At 66.3% G+C, this 13,995-nt stretch carries 13 protein-coding genes and 1 tRNA gene; 4 read left to right on the top strand and 10 right to left on the bottom strand.

Annotation, left to right across the window (positions count from 1 at the left end; translation table 11 throughout):
• Positions 1 to 57 precede the first annotated feature (57 nt).
• A complete protein-coding gene (locus NBRGI_RS18140; protein WP_014981966.1) occupies positions 58 to 510 on the bottom strand; it encodes an Lrp/AsnC family transcriptional regulator in 453 nt (150 codons plus the stop codon).
• A gap of 112 nt (positions 511 to 622) precedes the next feature.
• Between NBRGI_RS18140 and amaB the strand changes: the two genes are divergently transcribed.
• The gene (gene amaB, locus NBRGI_RS18135) at positions 623 to 2,188 is read left to right on the top strand and encodes an L-piperidine-6-carboxylate dehydrogenase (RefSeq protein ID WP_228835938.1); all 1,566 of its coding nucleotides are present in this window, start codon (positions 623 to 625) and stop codon (positions 2,186 to 2,188) included.
• A 102-nt stretch (positions 2,189 to 2,290) separates the two neighbouring features.
• Here the strand turns inward: amaB and NBRGI_RS18130 are convergent, their stop codons facing one another.
• From NBRGI_RS18130 to NBRGI_RS18115, 4 genes are all read right to left on the bottom strand, one after another.
• The gene (locus tag NBRGI_RS18130; protein WP_029897805.1) at positions 2,291 to 3,538 is read right to left on the bottom strand and encodes a cytochrome P450 family protein; all 1,248 of its coding nucleotides are present in this window, start codon (positions 3,536 to 3,538) and stop codon (positions 2,291 to 2,293) included.
• Complete coding sequence (locus tag NBRGI_RS18125) at positions 3,535 to 4,923, bottom strand: hypothetical protein (protein ID WP_029897803.1); 1,389 nt, start codon at positions 4,921 to 4,923, stop codon at positions 3,535 to 3,537. Before NBRGI_RS18125 ends, NBRGI_RS18130 begins: the two co-directional genes overlap by 4 nt.
• Positions 4,923 to 5,747 (bottom strand): acyl-CoA thioesterase, encoded by an 825-nt coding sequence (locus tag NBRGI_RS18120; RefSeq protein WP_029897801.1) that lies wholly within the window; start codon positions 5,745 to 5,747, stop codon positions 4,923 to 4,925. Before NBRGI_RS18120 ends, NBRGI_RS18125 begins: the two co-directional genes overlap by 1 nt.
• A gap of 447 nt (positions 5,748 to 6,194) precedes the next feature.
• Entirely contained in the window at positions 6,195 to 7,880 is a 1,686-nt protein-coding gene (locus NBRGI_RS18115; RefSeq protein ID WP_051727858.1) for an MDR family MFS transporter, read from the bottom strand.
• Positions 7,881 to 8,169: 289 nt separating this feature from the next.
• Here NBRGI_RS18115 and NBRGI_RS18110 point away from each other — a divergent pair.
• Positions 8,170 to 8,246, top strand: a tRNA-Met gene (locus tag NBRGI_RS18110).
• 69 nt (positions 8,247 to 8,315) lie between these two features.
• Here the strand turns inward: NBRGI_RS18110 and NBRGI_RS18105 are convergent.
• The 5 genes from NBRGI_RS18105 to NBRGI_RS18085 are packed head-to-tail and all read right to left on the bottom strand — an operon-like array spanning position 8,316 to position 12,354.
• On the bottom strand, positions 8,316 to 9,677 hold the full coding sequence (locus NBRGI_RS18105) for a site-specific integrase (protein ID WP_051727857.1): 1,362 nt from the start codon (positions 9,675 to 9,677) through the stop codon (positions 8,316 to 8,318).
• Positions 9,674 to 9,877 (bottom strand): helix-turn-helix domain-containing protein, encoded by a 204-nt coding sequence (locus tag NBRGI_RS43925; protein WP_036559715.1) that lies wholly within the window; start codon positions 9,875 to 9,877, stop codon positions 9,674 to 9,676. The genes NBRGI_RS18105 and NBRGI_RS43925 overlap by 4 nt, the downstream gene beginning before the upstream one ends.
• A gap of 10 nt (positions 9,878 to 9,887) precedes the next feature.
• Positions 9,888 to 11,558 carry a replication initiator gene (locus NBRGI_RS18095; RefSeq protein ID WP_370627785.1) on the bottom strand — a complete coding sequence of 557 codons (1,671 nt, stop codon included), beginning with the start codon at positions 11,556 to 11,558 and terminating at the stop codon, positions 9,888 to 9,890.
• A gap of 29 nt (positions 11,559 to 11,587) precedes the next feature.
• Positions 11,588 to 11,926, bottom strand: coding sequence for a hypothetical protein (locus NBRGI_RS18090; RefSeq protein ID WP_029897794.1), 339 nt, complete (start codon positions 11,924 to 11,926; stop codon positions 11,588 to 11,590).
• Complete coding sequence (locus NBRGI_RS18085; RefSeq protein WP_029897791.1) at positions 11,926 to 12,354, bottom strand: hypothetical protein; 429 nt, start codon at positions 12,352 to 12,354, stop codon at positions 11,926 to 11,928. The genes NBRGI_RS18090 and NBRGI_RS18085 overlap by 1 nt, the downstream gene beginning before the upstream one ends.
• 162 nt (positions 12,355 to 12,516) lie before the next feature.
• Between NBRGI_RS18085 and NBRGI_RS18080 the strand changes: the two genes are divergently transcribed.
• Positions 12,517 to 13,155 (top strand): helix-turn-helix transcriptional regulator, encoded by a 639-nt coding sequence (locus NBRGI_RS18080; RefSeq protein WP_029897789.1) that lies wholly within the window; start codon positions 12,517 to 12,519, stop codon positions 13,153 to 13,155.
• A complete protein-coding gene (locus tag NBRGI_RS18075) occupies positions 13,137 to 13,427 on the top strand; it encodes a hypothetical protein (protein WP_029897787.1) in 291 nt (96 codons plus the stop codon). The genes NBRGI_RS18080 and NBRGI_RS18075 overlap by 19 nt, the downstream gene beginning before the upstream one ends.
• Positions 13,428 to 13,995 lie beyond the last annotated feature (568 nt).

Below are 13,995 nucleotides of genomic sequence, written 5' to 3'. Positions count from 1 at the left end.
GAGGGTACGAAAATTTACGGAATCTGTACAGGAAAGCGGATTAATTACACGTAACGGCTACCTGTCATAGAATGTCTGCAGGATGATGGTGCTTCGAGTCCTGACGTTGGCGGTCGCCCTGATCTCCTGCAGCAGCTGCTCGAGGTGCCGCGGCGAGGCCACCCTGACCAACAGCATGTAGCTCTCGTCGCCTGCCACCGAGTGGCACGCCTCGATCCCGGGGATGTGCTGCAACACTGCCGGGGCATCATCCGGCTGCGACGGGTCGAGAGGAGTGATCGCGACGAATGCCGACAACAGCTGGCCGAGCGCCTCGGGGTCGACGTGCGCCGTGTATCCGCGGATCACGCCGCGTGCTTCCAGCCTGCGCACCCGCGACTGCACGGCGGAAACCGACAGGCTCGCCTTCTCGGCCAGATTCGACAACGTGGCGCGTCCATCGGCCATCAATTCCCGAATCAGCAGGCGATCTATGTCGTCCAGTACTGGTCTTGCCGGTGTATCCGCCATCAGCGAAGGGTAAACCAGGCGACCCGGCTCGTGGCAGAAACCTCACCCCGATCCTCCCAAGACATGGGACAGATATGCCGCAATGCGGCCGAAAGGTACGGCGGAGCAACAGATGACAGATGTTCAGAGCGCCCACGATTCGCGCACGCGCGAGACCGCACCCGGCGATCAGACCACTCGCGAACTCGCGCAGCGCGCCGCGGCGGTGCTGCGCGGCCTCGGCGTCGAATCCCCCGAACCCGGCGACCTGCCCGCTCGCAGTCCGATCACCGGCGAGCGTCTGCTCACCCTGCGGGCCAGTTCACTGGACGAGGTCGACAGCGCGATCGAACGGGCCGCCACGGCTTTCGGCGCCTGGCGCACGGTGCCTGCCCCGGTCCGGGCCGCACTGGTGCGCAGGCTCGGTGAACTGCTGACCACGCACAAGAGCGAACTGGCCGAGCTCGTCACGCTGGAGGCGGGCAAGATCGGCGCCGAGGCCGCGGGTGAAGTGCAGGAGATGATCGATGTCTGCGAGTTCGCCATCGGTCTGTCCCGGCAGCTGTACGGGCAGACGATGCCGTCGGAGCGCCCGGGTCACCGGCTGATGGAGACCTGGCATCCGCTCGGCGTGGTCGGGGTCATCTCGGCGTTCAACTTCCCGGTCGCGGTCTGGGCCTGGAACACCGCGATCGCGCTGGTCTGCGGCGACACGGTGGTGTGGAAACCCTCGGAGACCACCCCGCTCACCGCGCTGGCCTGCCACACCCTGCTGCGTCGCGCCGCGGCCGAGGTGGGCGCGGATCCCGAAGTGCACCAACTGGTTCAGGGCGCGGCCGAGGTCGGCGCCCGCCTCGTCGACGACGAGCGGGTCGCGCTGGTGAGCGCCACCGGTTCGGTGCGGATGGGCAAGATCGTCGCGCCGCGGGTGGCCGAGCGGTTCGGCCGCTGCCTGCTGGAACTGGGCGGCAACAACGGCGCGATCGTCACGCCCTCGGCGGATCTGGAGCTCGCGGCGCGCGGCATCGTGTTCGCGGCGGCGGGCACCGCAGGGCAGCGGTGCACCACGCTGCGCAGGCTGATCGTGCATGCCGACGTGGTCGGCCCGCTGCTCGAGCGCATCGAGAGCGCCTACCAGCAACTGCGCGTGGGCAATCCGCTGGAGGACGGCGTTCTGGTCGGCCCGCTGATCGACGGCCGGGCCTATGCCGGGATGCGCGCGGCGCTGGACAAGGCGCTGGCCGACGGCGGCGAATTGATCTGCGGCGGTGACCGAGTCGACGGCTTCGGCGAGGACGCGTACTACGTGCGCCCGGCGATCGTGCGGATGCCCGCGCAGACCGCGGTGGTGCGCGAGGAGACCTTCGCGCCGATCCTGTACGTGCTGACCTATCACGATTTCGACAGCGCGATCGCCCTGCACAACGCGGTGCCGCAGGGACTTTCGTCGGCGGTGTTCACCGCCGACCAGCGCGAGGCCGAGCGCTTCCTCGCCGCGGACGGCTCGGACTGCGGTATCGCCAACGTCAACATCGGCACCTCCGGCGCCGAGATCGGCGGCGCGTTCGGCGGCGAGAAGCAGACCGGCGGCGGGCGGGAGTCCGGCTCGGATTCCTGGAAGGCGTACATGCGCCGAGCCACCAACACGATCAACTACTCCGCCGAACTGCCGCTGGCGCAAGGGATCAAGTTCGGCTGATCGGCGATTACCCGCCGAATACCCTGACGCGCCAGGGCAACGCCGCGGCCGGGTGGTCGGCACCGACCATCCGGCTTCGGCCGTTTCCGCGCTCCGGCAAGCTCATTCGAGCACGACCGGCAGGGACTGCACGCCGCGGAAGGTGCTGCTCGGCCGCCAGCGCACCGCCTCGGCGAGGCGCATGTCCGGGTATCTGGCCAGAATCTTCTCGAACGCGAGCCGTGCCTCCAGCCGGGCCAGCGGCGCGCCGACGCAGTAGTGGATGCCGTGCCCGAACGCCAGGTGCCCGCCCTTGGCGGCCTGCCCGATCCGGATGCGGTCCGGGTGCGTGAACCGGCCGGGATCGTGATTGGCCGCGAGCAGTGACACCGAGATCAGCTCGTCGGCCGGAATGTCGATGCCCGCCAACGTGATCGGCTCCGCGGTGTACCGCAGCGTGGACACGTGGACCGGACCCTCGTAGCGGAGAAACTCTTCGATCGCCGCTGGAATCCGCTCGGGCTCCGCCGTGAGTTCGGTGTACAACGCCCGATCCCGCAGCAGCGCGAGCAAGCCGTTGCCGATCAGGTTCACCGTCGTCTCGTGACCGGCCACCAGGATCAGGAACAGCATGGCGATGAGTTCCTGATCGCTGAGCTTGTCACCCTCGTGATTGGCCAGGATCAGCTGCGACAGCAGATCCTCGCCGAGGTTCTCGGTGCGTTCGGCGATCAACCCGATCAAGTAGGTGGCCAGTTCGACGCTGGCCGCGGCGCGCTGGGCGGCGGTGGCGTAGAACGGCGAGTCGGCGGCGTCGGGATCCTCGACGTTCTCCGCCGAGGTCGCGGTCATCGTGGTCGACAGCTCGCGGAACCGGTTCCGATCGGCCTCGGGCACGCCGAACAGTTCGCAGATGACCGTGATCGGGATCGGCAGCGCGTAGCCCTCGATCAGGTCGACCTCGGGCGCTCCGGCCATCCGGTCGAGCAGTTCGTCGGCCAAAGTCTCGATCCGCGGGTGCAATTGATCGACCGTGCGCGCGGTGAAGGCCTTGCTGACCAGCCTGCGGAGCCGGGTGTGGTCCGGCGGGTCCGAGCTGAGCATGTGTTTCCACAGGTCGGTGCTCACCGCGGTCATCCCGTCGTGCTCGCCGCGCAAACGGGTGGTGATCGGCGCGATGCTCGCCGCGTCCTTGCGCACCCGGTCGTCGGCGAGCACCGCACGTCCGAGCTGGTAGTCGACCACCAGCCAGGTGGACAGTCCGTTGGGCAGCAGCACGTGATGGACCGGTCCCTGCGCGCGCAGTTCGTCGTAGACGGGGTAGGGGTTGTACAAGAACTCGGTGCCGAGTCTGATCAGTGGTTTGGTCATGAGAACTTCCTGTGGGTCGTACGGCTGCTGCCGTCACCGCTGGTGACGTGCAGGGGTTTCAGATCCCAGCTCTCCGCTACCAGCCGAGCCAGGAAGACCAATTCCTCGTCCGAGTGCGCCATTTCGGGCTTGAGGCTCTCCAGCACCCACTGGATCTTCCCGTCGAACTGGGAGAACCAGGTCGCGAGGGCGATCGGCTGCCGGTCGGCGCGCGGTGCGTCGATGCCCTGGAACACCCCGCGCATCATGAACATCGACGGGTTCGCGCCGTGGCGCATCGCGGTCGGCACGAACGAGTCGACCACGCCCATGTTGGAGCACATGCCGACGGTGATGGGCGCGGTGTCGGCCAGGCGCTCGACCACGCCCTCCGGCAGCACGTCGATGAGTTCGGCGGGCATGTTCCGCGGGCGCGAGATCGCACCGGAACCCACATCGTGGGCGTTGGCGAACGCGGCCTTGCTCGCCACCCGCAGCGGCGCGAGATCGCCACGGTCCAGCCACTCCGGGTCCACCACGATCGGCACGCGGGCAAAGGAATTCGAGTCGGCCTGGTCCTGCTCGCGCAGAATCCGCACCGCCGTCAGCAACACCAGCGCGCCGTCCGGACCCACCAGCGCGCAGTGCCGCAGCAGATCGGCGACCATCGCGAGGTAGAGCGTGTTGGGTGAGCCGCCGCGCTGGGCTGCGCGCGCATTCCATTGCGCCGCATCGAAAGTGACGACGACCGAACCCTCCCGCCAACCCAGCGGCTCGCCCGCCGGGGCGGGTTCGCGCGCCGTCAACGCCCGCCGCACCGCCGCACGATGGCGCGGATCGCGGGCCATCCGACGCGCTTCCGCCGTGACACCGCGCGCGACGGCGACACTGCGGCGCAAGCCGTCCAGCAGATCGCCGCGGTGATCGATGACCGCGCCGAGCGATGCCGTCGTGGCGAGTTCGGGATGTACCAGCCCGGCGATCGCCATCAACCCCGCGTGCCCGTCGGCGATGGCGTGCGAGGCGATGACCGACCACACCATGCCGCCGGACCGGGTGGGCACCGCCGACATCCGCCAGCCGTAACCGTTTTCGGGGTCCAGCGGGTATTGCGCCTGGGTGTTCGCCCAGGCCAGCATGTCGCACTCGTCGATCGCCGCATGATCGAGGCTCAGCGGTAGTGCGGCGTCGGCCGGCACCCAGCGCCAGCGCGCGAACGGCACCGCGGGCCGATGCACCCGCCGCATGGACGGGCCCGCGCACAGGATCTCGTACATCGAGCGCAGTTGGTCGTCGGTGAGCCGGTTCGCCAGCACCACGACGGTCTGGCTGATCACCGGCACCCCGTGACCGTGATGGAACCGCAGGAACGCCTTGTCGGTGAGTCCGACGTAGACCGGCGACATCAGGACGCCGCCTTCGCGGTCAGCGCGGCACCGAACTCCGGTTCGGCCAGCCGCAGCATCCGCTCCTGCGCCACCATCGCGACCAACTGGCCGTCCCGGCTGAAGATCCGGCCCTGTGTGAAGGCCCGGCCGCCCTCGGCCGAAGGCGAGATCTCGTCGTAGAGCAGCCAATCGTCGACCCGGCACGGCCGCAGGAACCAGATCGAATAATCCAGCGCGGCGGTCTGGATGGCGATGCCCGGGTACGGCGCGACCGCCGCGCCGAGCAGGGTCATATCGCTGGCATAGGTCAGCGCGCAGCTGTGCGTCACCGTGCAGTCCGGCAGCTCGCCGGTGTACCGCAGCCAAACCTGCTGGCGCGCAGCATGTGTCGGACCGTCCGGCACCCGCCGGATATCCCAGCCGGCCCATTCGTTGCCCGCGTCGTCCGCGCCGATCCGCGCCAGCGCTTCCGGGACGGGCGCGTCCGGACACGGGTCGGCGTGTCGCACCCCGCGATCCCCGACGTGATACGAGGCGACCATCAGGAAGGTCTCCTTGCCGTGCTGCACCGCCCGGATCCGGCGCACCGCGAACGAGCGCCCATGCTTGACCGTGTCGACCAGGTAGTCGATCGGGACCTCCGGCGTGGTCGGCCGGACGAAGTATCCGTGGATCGAATGCACCATGAACTCGGCGGGCATCCCGGACGAGCCCGCCGCCAAGGCCCGGGCCGCCACCTCCCCGCCGAAAGTTCGCCGCAGTGCGGTGCGGTGCGGCCGCTTGCCGCGGAAGAAGTTCGGGTCGATTTGCTCTACGGCCATCGCGTCGAGTAGTTCAACCATGACGCCACCGTTCCCTTCGATTTCTGGATACCGACGAAGCTCATATCCGACCGTTTTCGCCGTGCCGATGGCCCGCCTTGCAACGCCCGTACCGAATACAGTGAACCTGCGGCTAATGCTATTCAAGGCGGTGTAGTCCACCTCACAAGACATTACGGATTCTTTACAGAAAAACACTGCTGACCGGTTAGGAGAGTGCTCAAAACATCCCTTCCTGCTTGGGATTATGCACAGTGGCTATCCGAGGTATTGTCGCATTTTTCGCACTCGGGACCATTCCCGTAGACGGCGAAACGGAAATCTACAATCGCACGAAACGGTCAAAGAATACATTTATATAAGAGACCTCTGTGAAACCGGCACCCGAAAATTTCACGCCGGTGATCGACATACAGTTACCGCCGTGCAACGACGTGCACACACTGCAATTTCGGCGCGCGCCAGCGATTACCCTTCCAGGCCGCCGGATCCCCGCAGCGGGATCTCTTTCCAGCACAGGACGAGCACGAAGGCGAGCACGGCGAGGCCCGCGGACACCAGGTACACCGTCGACATGGCGTCCGCGAAACCGGTCTTCAGCGGCGCCGCCAACACCGGATTCAGCCGCTGGATGAGCGAACTGTCGTCGAGGATCCGTTGCACCGCCGCCGGGTCGTGCCGGACCAGGCCCTGCGCGAACGCGACCTCGGCCGGATCGCCACTGTGCAGGCCGGCCGCGACGGCCCGCTGATAGCCCGGATCGGTGGCCGCCGTCGCGACGGCCGCGTCCACGCGCGCGGGCAGCAAGCCGAACAGCGTCGACAGCAGAGCCGCGACCCCCAGCGTGCCGCCGACCTGGCGGAAGAACGTCGCGGCCGCGCTCGACACGCCCATGTCCGTGGGAGCGGCGGCGTTCTGGATCGCCAAAGTGATGGGCTGCAACAGATTTCCGAGCCCGACCCCGGTGATCGCCATGAAGATCATGGTGCGCCAGAGCGGCGTTTCCGGCGTCAGATAGTGGAACAGGAACAGACCGGCCGCGACAGCCGCGGTTCCGGCAAGCGGGAACACGCGATAGCGGCCGGTCCGGCTGATCAGCCGGTTGGACACGGCCGAGCCCACCAGGAGCCCGACCACCATCGGCAGCAGCTGCAGACCAGCCGCGACCGGACTGGCGCCACGCACCACCTGGAGATACTGCGGCACAAGGATGATGCCGCCGAACAGCGCCGCCCCGACCACGAGCGCGATCACGACACCCAGCGCGAAGGTGCGATTTCGGAACAGCCGCAACGGAATCAACGCGGCGTCACCCATCCTGGCCTCGATGGCGACGAACGCGACCAGCCCGGCTGCACCCACCAGATAGCAGATCACCGCGCTGGTGCCGGTCCAGCCCCAGCTCCGTCCCTGTTCCGCGACGATCAGGATGGGCGTGATGCCGACCGCGAACGCGGCCGTGCCCAACCAGTCGACCGCGACCCGGCCCCGGTCCGCCCGCGGAATCCTGACCACGCGGTACACCACCACCAGCGCGATCAAGCCCACCGGAACATTGATCAAAAAGACCCAGCGCCAGCCCGTTACGCCCAGAATGCGGTGCTGTCCGGCGAAGAGACCGCCGAGCACCGGGCCGATCACGCTCGCCAGGGCCCAGGTCGCCAAGAAGTGACCCTGATACTTCGCCCGGTCCCGCGGGCTCACGATATCCCCGAGCACCGCCGAGGCCAGCGACATCAGCCCGCCCGCGCCGACCCCCTGGATCGCCCGGAACACCGCCAGCTCGTACATCGATTGCGCCACGGTGCACAGCAGCGATCCGCCCACGAAGATCACGATCGCGGCGAGCAGAAAAGGCCTGCGGCCGTACATATCCGACAATTTTCCGTACAACGGCGTGGTCAACGTCGCGGTGATCAGGTACGCGGTGGTGACCCACGCCTGCAACGAATACCCGGACAGATCGTCGGCGATGGTCCGCACCGCCGTCGCCGTGATGGTCTGATCCAGCGCCGCCATGAACATCCCCAGCACCAGGCCACTCAGGATGATCAACACCTGCCGATGGGTGAATCCGCCCGGATTGCCCGAAGGAGCCGCCACCGGTTCGGTCCGCCGCGTCCGTTTCCCGGTATGCCCGATAGGCAGCGCCATGAGCGCCTCCTGAAATCAGAAGAGAGAATGCATGATCGGTTGTCAGCGGTCACTCTCGTCCCCGGACCGCGGCGATGATCCGCCCAGAAGCTACGCATTGCGAAACAGTCACGATAAACCTGACACGACGTCTCAGGTAACCCGGTGTGTCGGCTATCTCACCGACAGTCGATTAGTGATGTGCAGCACATCTCTGAGCCTGCACTGCGCCGCCACTCACCGCAATCAGACACCCTGACCAGGCGTTTTCGCATCCGCCCCCAAGGTGTGTAAGGTTGGGGACACCCGACGCGGGGTGGAGCAGCTCGGTAGCTCGCTGGGCTCATAACCCAGAGGTCGCAGGTTCAAATCCTGTCCCCGCTACCAGGGAAAAGGCTCCCGGATCACATGGTCCGGGAGCCTTTTCCATGCCGTTTGTGAACACTTTTGTGAACATTAGCCGAGGTCAGGAGTTCGGGGGCTGCGGTGCGCGAGCAGGTGATTCGCGCCCTGTAGTGCGGCTTCGCGGTCCATGCCCGGAGTCACGTGGTTGTAGGTGGCCAGGGTGAACGCGACCGAGGCGTGCCCGATCCGTTCGGAGATCACCTCGACCCGGACACCGCCCTGCAAGGCCCCGGTGACGTAGGAGTGGCGCAGGTCGTAGAACCGGATTTCGGGCAGCCCAGCCGCCGCGCCGAGTCGCTTGAACCGTTCCCGGATCGAGTCGGGGTGCACGTCCCGTCCGTCGTGCCAGGTGAACACGCGATCGGTGGCGGCGTGGTCGTTGCCGAACGATGCCCGTTCGCTGTCCTGGAGGCGTTTCCAGGCCCGCAGTTCGGCCACGGTGTCGGGGTCCAGGGAGATCAGCCGGTCGGCGTTCTCGGTCTTGCCGTCCTCCTTGCTGACCGCGCGACCGTCGACCACGACGAGGGTGTCTTGCGGGGAGAGGGTTCCGGCGTCGAGATCGACGGTGGGCCAACGTAACCCGCACAGCTCAGCGCGACGCATGCCGGTGGTGATCTCGAGCATGAACAGGGCGGCGAACCGGTCGGCGTGGATGTGATCCATGAACGCCGAGAGCTGCACCGGATTCCACACCGGACGCTTGCGACGTCGCAGCTTGGGCGGCTTGATCCCGGTTGCCGGATTGTCGGCGATGTACTTCCACGCCTTCGCGTCCGCCAGGGCGCGGTGCAGCATGATGTGGATGTTGCGGACCGTCTTCGGGGCCAGGCCCGGAGGTTGTTCGACCGGAACCCGTCCGGACTTGTAGCGGCGCACTGCCGAACGGGCGGCGTGAATTGTGGTGCCGCAGGCTTCGGAAACCTCACGAGGAGTGACGGTCTCGCCACGTTGGGTCCGCTGCGACCAGTACCGGAACATCGGGGTGTTGGTGTCGGCCTTGATTCGGCCGGCCGCGAGCAGCTCCCCGTAGAACCCGAGCAGCCGCGGGGCCGAGAGCTTCTGAAGCGCGTCGTTGCCGATCAGCTTGTCGGAGTCCATCCGCCCGACCGTTGCCGGAATAACGTAGGTCTTGGCGAAGAACTGCCAGTTCGCGAACGTCGTCGCATCCACCGAGAGCTTGATCAGCGGCAGCCACTCGGTCAGGAACTCGGCCAACGTCTTGTTCGACGGCTTGACCCACCGACCTGCCTCTACCTCCCGGATCGCGTCGCGGCACGCCTTGTCCGCCTCACGCTTGGTCGGGAACCCGCTGCCAGTGGCCCACTCGTACTTCCCGGTCACCGGGTCCTTGCTGCCCGGAATGCGGAATCGGTAGGACCAGGTCGAACCACGCTGGTAGACATGGCCTTTCATGCCGCACCCGCCAGCTCACGCAGCTTGGCCGTGATCACGTAGACCCGTCCACCCATCCGCCGCACCGGAAGATCACCGGAGTCGACCAGCCGATAGGTCGCCGAACGGGACAGGCCCATCAGCTTGGCCGCCCACGGCACCGGCAGGAACAACGGCATCGTGTCCCAATCCAGCGGCCCCGCCGTCTGTGGTGTCTCCATGACTTCCTCCCTACGCCACTTCCGGCGAATCCTGCTGCGGGTCAACATGTTCCGGCGGCGATGCGGCTTGCTCGGCCGCCGCGAGTTGGGCACGGGTGTATTCGGCCTGCCAACTGAGCTTCTGCGACACCAACGCCATGATCAGGTGCTCACGCGGAGGCACGTTCGGGTCACCCGGTTCTGCTGGCGTGATCACCAGCCCGTCGAGCTGAGGGCGCGGTATACCGGCCTGTTCGAGCATCTGCCGGACGAACTCGGTCCGGTCGGCCTTGTGGTCGGCGAGGTCCTTTCCGGTCCACTTGCGCGACACCAGGACCCGGCGACCACGCAGGCCCAGGGTGGAGCGGCGGTGCGCCTTGCCCTTGCACACACCCGGAATGGTCTTGGCCTTCGCGCCCTTGGGGACGATGCCGTAGCGGAACCACACCCCACACGTCGGCGAGCACGGGGTAAGCGCCAGCTCCGCGTGCAACCGGTCGTAGTGGTCAGCCGCGGCTTGGGACTGGGGTTCGATCACGTCACCGATGGACTTGGTCAGGTACTTGGTCAGGTAACCGATATGGCGCTTGGCTTCCTCGGTGCCGCCCAGGATGCCCTTGGCGTCGATCTGGGCACCGAAGCGGATCACGTGCGCAGGCTCGAGCTCGTCTACGGCGTCCATGGCGTCGAGGGCTTCGGCCCATGTGGTGACCGGCACCCGCTCACCGGTCTCGGGGTCGATGGCGTCGGGGTCGACGAAACGGCCGGCCGCGTAGTCCCAGAACGGCATCCGATCCATGGAGTACACCTGCTGGTCGAAGTGCGGCCACCACACCTGGTGATAGGTCGCCGCGGCTACTTGCCGGATCAGCGCCTTCGGGTCGGTGCCCCGCACACCCATGTGCACGTGTGGCGCTCCCCGCCGTTGCGGTTCGACCGTGGCGAAGTACTGGATATCGCGCCCGGAAGCTCGCCGGTAGTTCTGCACGAACCGGTCGTAGAGGGCCGCGAAGTGGATGATGTCGCGGGCCGCCTGGCGGTAGTCGTAAGTGCTCGGGTCGACCGGTGCCCCATCGGAGCCGACACGGCCGTAGGAGGGCAGCGTGAGGGTCAGGAACATCGAGGGCCGGTACTTGCCCGCATACACCCGCCCGACCGTGGTCTTGTCGACCTTCTTGCGCGGCAGGTCCGGTTGCTCCTGGCGACGACGAGTCGAACGCTTACGAGCAAGCCGCGGCTTGGCCTCCAGCGGCGGGAACCCACCCCGGATACCCGAGGCCCGCAGCTCTTCGTCCAGCTCCTCCACCACCTCACGAATCGCGTCCATGGCTTCCTGGTCGTCTTCGTCCTTGGCGGTGGCGTATTCCTCGGCCAACGCCGTGCGAGCCCGCAGCAAGTCACGCTGCTGCTCGGTCGGTTCGTTCTTGGCGATCACTGGTTCCTCCTCGATGTGCCAGCCCTCATGTGCCTGTTGCTGACGTAGTCGCAACGCCCTCTCCGCGCACGCAGGGCACACGCACGCCAGCGTCGACTTACACGGCGTGCCAACGTATTTCGTGCTGCCATCGGCAGCGGTGGACATCATCGGCAACGGGCGTCGGCACACCCCGACCTTCTCCGCCGACGCCTGCGCCAACTCGACCAAGTTCAACCGCGCCCACCGATCCGCCGCCGTCTCCCGCTCGGGGCCAACGGGATTCATAGTCTCGGCCCCTGCCTCCGGTGTCCCCGTCATGCGGCTACCAGCCGATCCAAGTCGATGGGTTCGCGCCCTTCGGTGGTCGCGCACACCCATTCCGCCGACGGGAAGCGCACCAACTGAGCGGCTCGGTCCGACGCCACGTAGAGCGCGACATCACGGCCCCAGTCGTAGCCACGGCTCAGCAGACCCATCCGACGCCAGCGGGCACACATCTCGCCGAAGTCGATACCGGCAGCCTCGGTGAACTCCAGGAACCGAATACCGACATCACTGCCCACGTCGACCAGCCACGCCAGCAACCAGCGCTCACGCACCGGCAACGCGTCCAAGTCGAGCAGCAGCAACCTTGCCTCGTCCTCGTGCCTCATCAGAACCACTGCTCCGGGTCGTTGATGTCGAAGACCTCGGAAATCGTGCCGTTCTGCTCGATCACAGGCCCTCCCTGCGCCGAGGTCCCAACCCAGCGGACCGGTGCACCACCCGCATGGGGCCACGCTTCGAACACCGCCGCCTTCGACTCCGGACGCAGTTCGATGACCTCAGCCACCGGCCGGGAGGCGGATTCCACCACGCCACCGAAGCAGTTGCAGCGCGTCACGGCCGTCTCCGGGTCGATGTGACCGTTCACGTACTCACTGCCACCGCACCGCTCGCACACCTCCCACACCGAACCCGCATGCGTCGCGATGCACCGAGCCGAATTGCACTCCCGCTCAAGGCAATACATGCACCAACCCGCGAAGTTCAATCGCGGCGGGCGAAGCGCTTCCGTTCCGATGAGTTCGTGGACCTGCATGTCGACCTCCGACTAATTAGTCTCCATTGGACTTGACTCAACCGTAGTCCCGATAGGACTAATTAGTCAAGCAGTAGCTAGTCCTAAGTTGTCTGATTAGTCTGCGAAGGGGATCATGGAGGGACGACCTGCCCGATTCGCCGGACAGCACGAAGGGACATCATGGCCACCAAGGACGTCATCGCTCACTACCGAAACCGCAAGGGACTTACCCAGGAGCAACTGGGCAAGGCGGTCGGAGTGACCGGTCGGCAAATCACCCGCTACGAAGCCGGGGAGCAGGAACCGACCCTACGCGTCGCAGCGAACATCGCTGACATCCTTGGCGTTTCGCTAACCGAGCTTGCTGGGCGGATCAACACCGGCCCCGACCTGAGCGGCGAGTGGTGGGCATCCTGGCAAACCTGGAAAGACGACATCGAACGGATCGACACCCACCCCCTTCATGTCGTCCAGGATGGTGACTATCTGATCTTGGATGGAGAACGCGCCCAAGGTGAGAACGCGATCGAGATCGGCGATTACGCCTGGGTCGGCGAGCTTCGATTCCACCGCATCACCGGCGGCTTGCTTGGGTGGTACGAATCCAACGACGAGGGCGTCCGCACAGCCGGATCGTATTACTTCGCCCTGCACCCGCAAGGACAGCACGCAATCGGTATCTGGGCAGGGCTCGACTACGACGGAATCGTCGTTCGCGGTTGGGGTGCCCTTGCGCGGACCCAGGCCGTCGCCGAACAACAGCTACTGGCAGTCAAAGACATGACAGGGAACCTCCGCACATGGCCCAAGACGACCTGATCACGATTCGCCTGACAACCACTGGCCTGCCCGCGAAGTGGATGGTCACGTTCAGTCGACGGCTTGTCGCCGACAAGCTTGCCGCCAACGCGACCATCCATCAGCGGCCCCACCCCGACAGCGGCACAGACGTTCTCGTCACGCTGCACACGCAGCAACGTCACCTTCCGCGAATCTCCGCGCGAGCAACATGCGCCGACACCATTGCCACGTTCCCCCTGGAATGCGACGAGGCATATCGGGCATGGATTCTTGCCGTCACCGCCGCCTGACGCAGTTGCTGCCGAATTTGGCTATATAGGATCAAGAGCGGCAGCGGCCCTGCGGGCCGCCGCCGCCACGCCGGGGCCGCACGACGGCGACGGGGCTCCGCTTCGCTCCGCCCCAGACCGGAGCGTCTGGCGCGTCGGCGGCAGCCCTCCAGGCCGGGCCGAACTGGATGCCTGATAGCTCACCTCTTCAAGCCCTTCGAACCGGTTGGGGCTGCCTCCTCATTGCCCGATTGTCTGATTCCGGTCGAACGAGTCAAGGGCGCTTCGCGTCGCTGCGCGATGCCTGCGGCACCCTTGACACGCCCGCCCTCCATTCAGGATGGCAGCTATGAGGAGGCATGGGCGAAGAACAGTCGGGCGGATAGACAACCTATCCGCAGGTCACGGGCCGCATCCTTGTGAACAAATTTGTGAACACACATGCCACGACAGCCCGGAATCCGCTGGGACGACACGGGAAACCGGACATGGCAAATCGACCGCTGACCAGGCGCTTCGAGTGAACAACCAGCTAAGTTAGCTAGCTCATAACCCAGAGGTCGCAGGTTCAAATCCTGTCCCCGCTACT

The sequence above is a fragment of the Nocardia brasiliensis IFM 10847 genome (assembly GCF_000710915.1).
GTDB classification, from domain to species: domain Bacteria; phylum Actinomycetota; class Actinomycetes; order Mycobacteriales; family Mycobacteriaceae; genus Nocardia; species Nocardia brasiliensis_A.
The sequence above is the reverse complement of the archived record's forward strand: the minus strand, read 5'-3'. Positions and strand labels throughout refer to the sequence as shown.

What these genes read in the sequence shown, in the direction of transcription:
- NBRGI_RS18095 (WP_370627785.1), bottom strand. Translation starts at nt 11,558, where the DNA reads ATGAATCCCGTTGGCCCCGAGCGGGAGACGGCGGCGGATCGGTGGGCG.
- NBRGI_RS18075 (WP_029897787.1), top strand. Translation starts at nt 13,137, where the DNA reads ATGGCCCAAGACGACCTGATCACGATTCGCCTGACAACCACTGGCCTG.
- NBRGI_RS18090 (WP_029897794.1), bottom strand. Translation starts at nt 11,926, where the DNA reads ATGAGGCACGAGGACGAGGCAAGGTTGCTGCTGCTCGACTTGGACGCG.
- NBRGI_RS18125 (WP_029897803.1), bottom strand. Translation starts at nt 4,923, where the DNA reads ATGTCGCCGGTCTACGTCGGACTCACCGACAAGGCGTTCCTGCGGTTC.
- NBRGI_RS18120 (WP_029897801.1), bottom strand. Translation starts at nt 5,747, where the DNA reads ATGGTTGAACTACTCGACGCGATGGCCGTAGAGCAAATCGACCCGAAC.
- amaB (WP_228835938.1), top strand. Translation starts at nt 623, where the DNA reads ATGACAGATGTTCAGAGCGCCCACGATTCGCGCACGCGCGAGACCGCA.
- NBRGI_RS18085 (WP_029897791.1), bottom strand. Translation starts at nt 12,354, where the DNA reads ATGCAGGTCCACGAACTCATCGGAACGGAAGCGCTTCGCCCGCCGCGA.
- NBRGI_RS18105 (WP_051727857.1), bottom strand. Translation starts at nt 9,677, where the DNA reads ATGAAAGGCCATGTCTACCAGCGTGGTTCGACCTGGTCCTACCGATTC.
- NBRGI_RS43925 (WP_036559715.1), bottom strand. Translation starts at nt 9,877, where the DNA reads ATGGAGACACCACAGACGGCGGGGCCGCTGGATTGGGACACGATGCCG.
- NBRGI_RS18140 (WP_014981966.1), bottom strand. Translation starts at nt 510, where the DNA reads ATGGCGGATACACCGGCAAGACCAGTACTGGACGACATAGATCGCCTG.
- NBRGI_RS18080 (WP_029897789.1), top strand. Translation starts at nt 12,517, where the DNA reads ATGGCCACCAAGGACGTCATCGCTCACTACCGAAACCGCAAGGGACTT.
- NBRGI_RS18115 (WP_051727858.1), bottom strand. Translation starts at nt 7,880, where the DNA reads ATGGCGCTGCCTATCGGGCATACCGGGAAACGGACGCGGCGGACCGAA.
- NBRGI_RS18130 (WP_029897805.1), bottom strand. Translation starts at nt 3,538, where the DNA reads ATGACCAAACCACTGATCAGACTCGGCACCGAGTTCTTGTACAACCCC.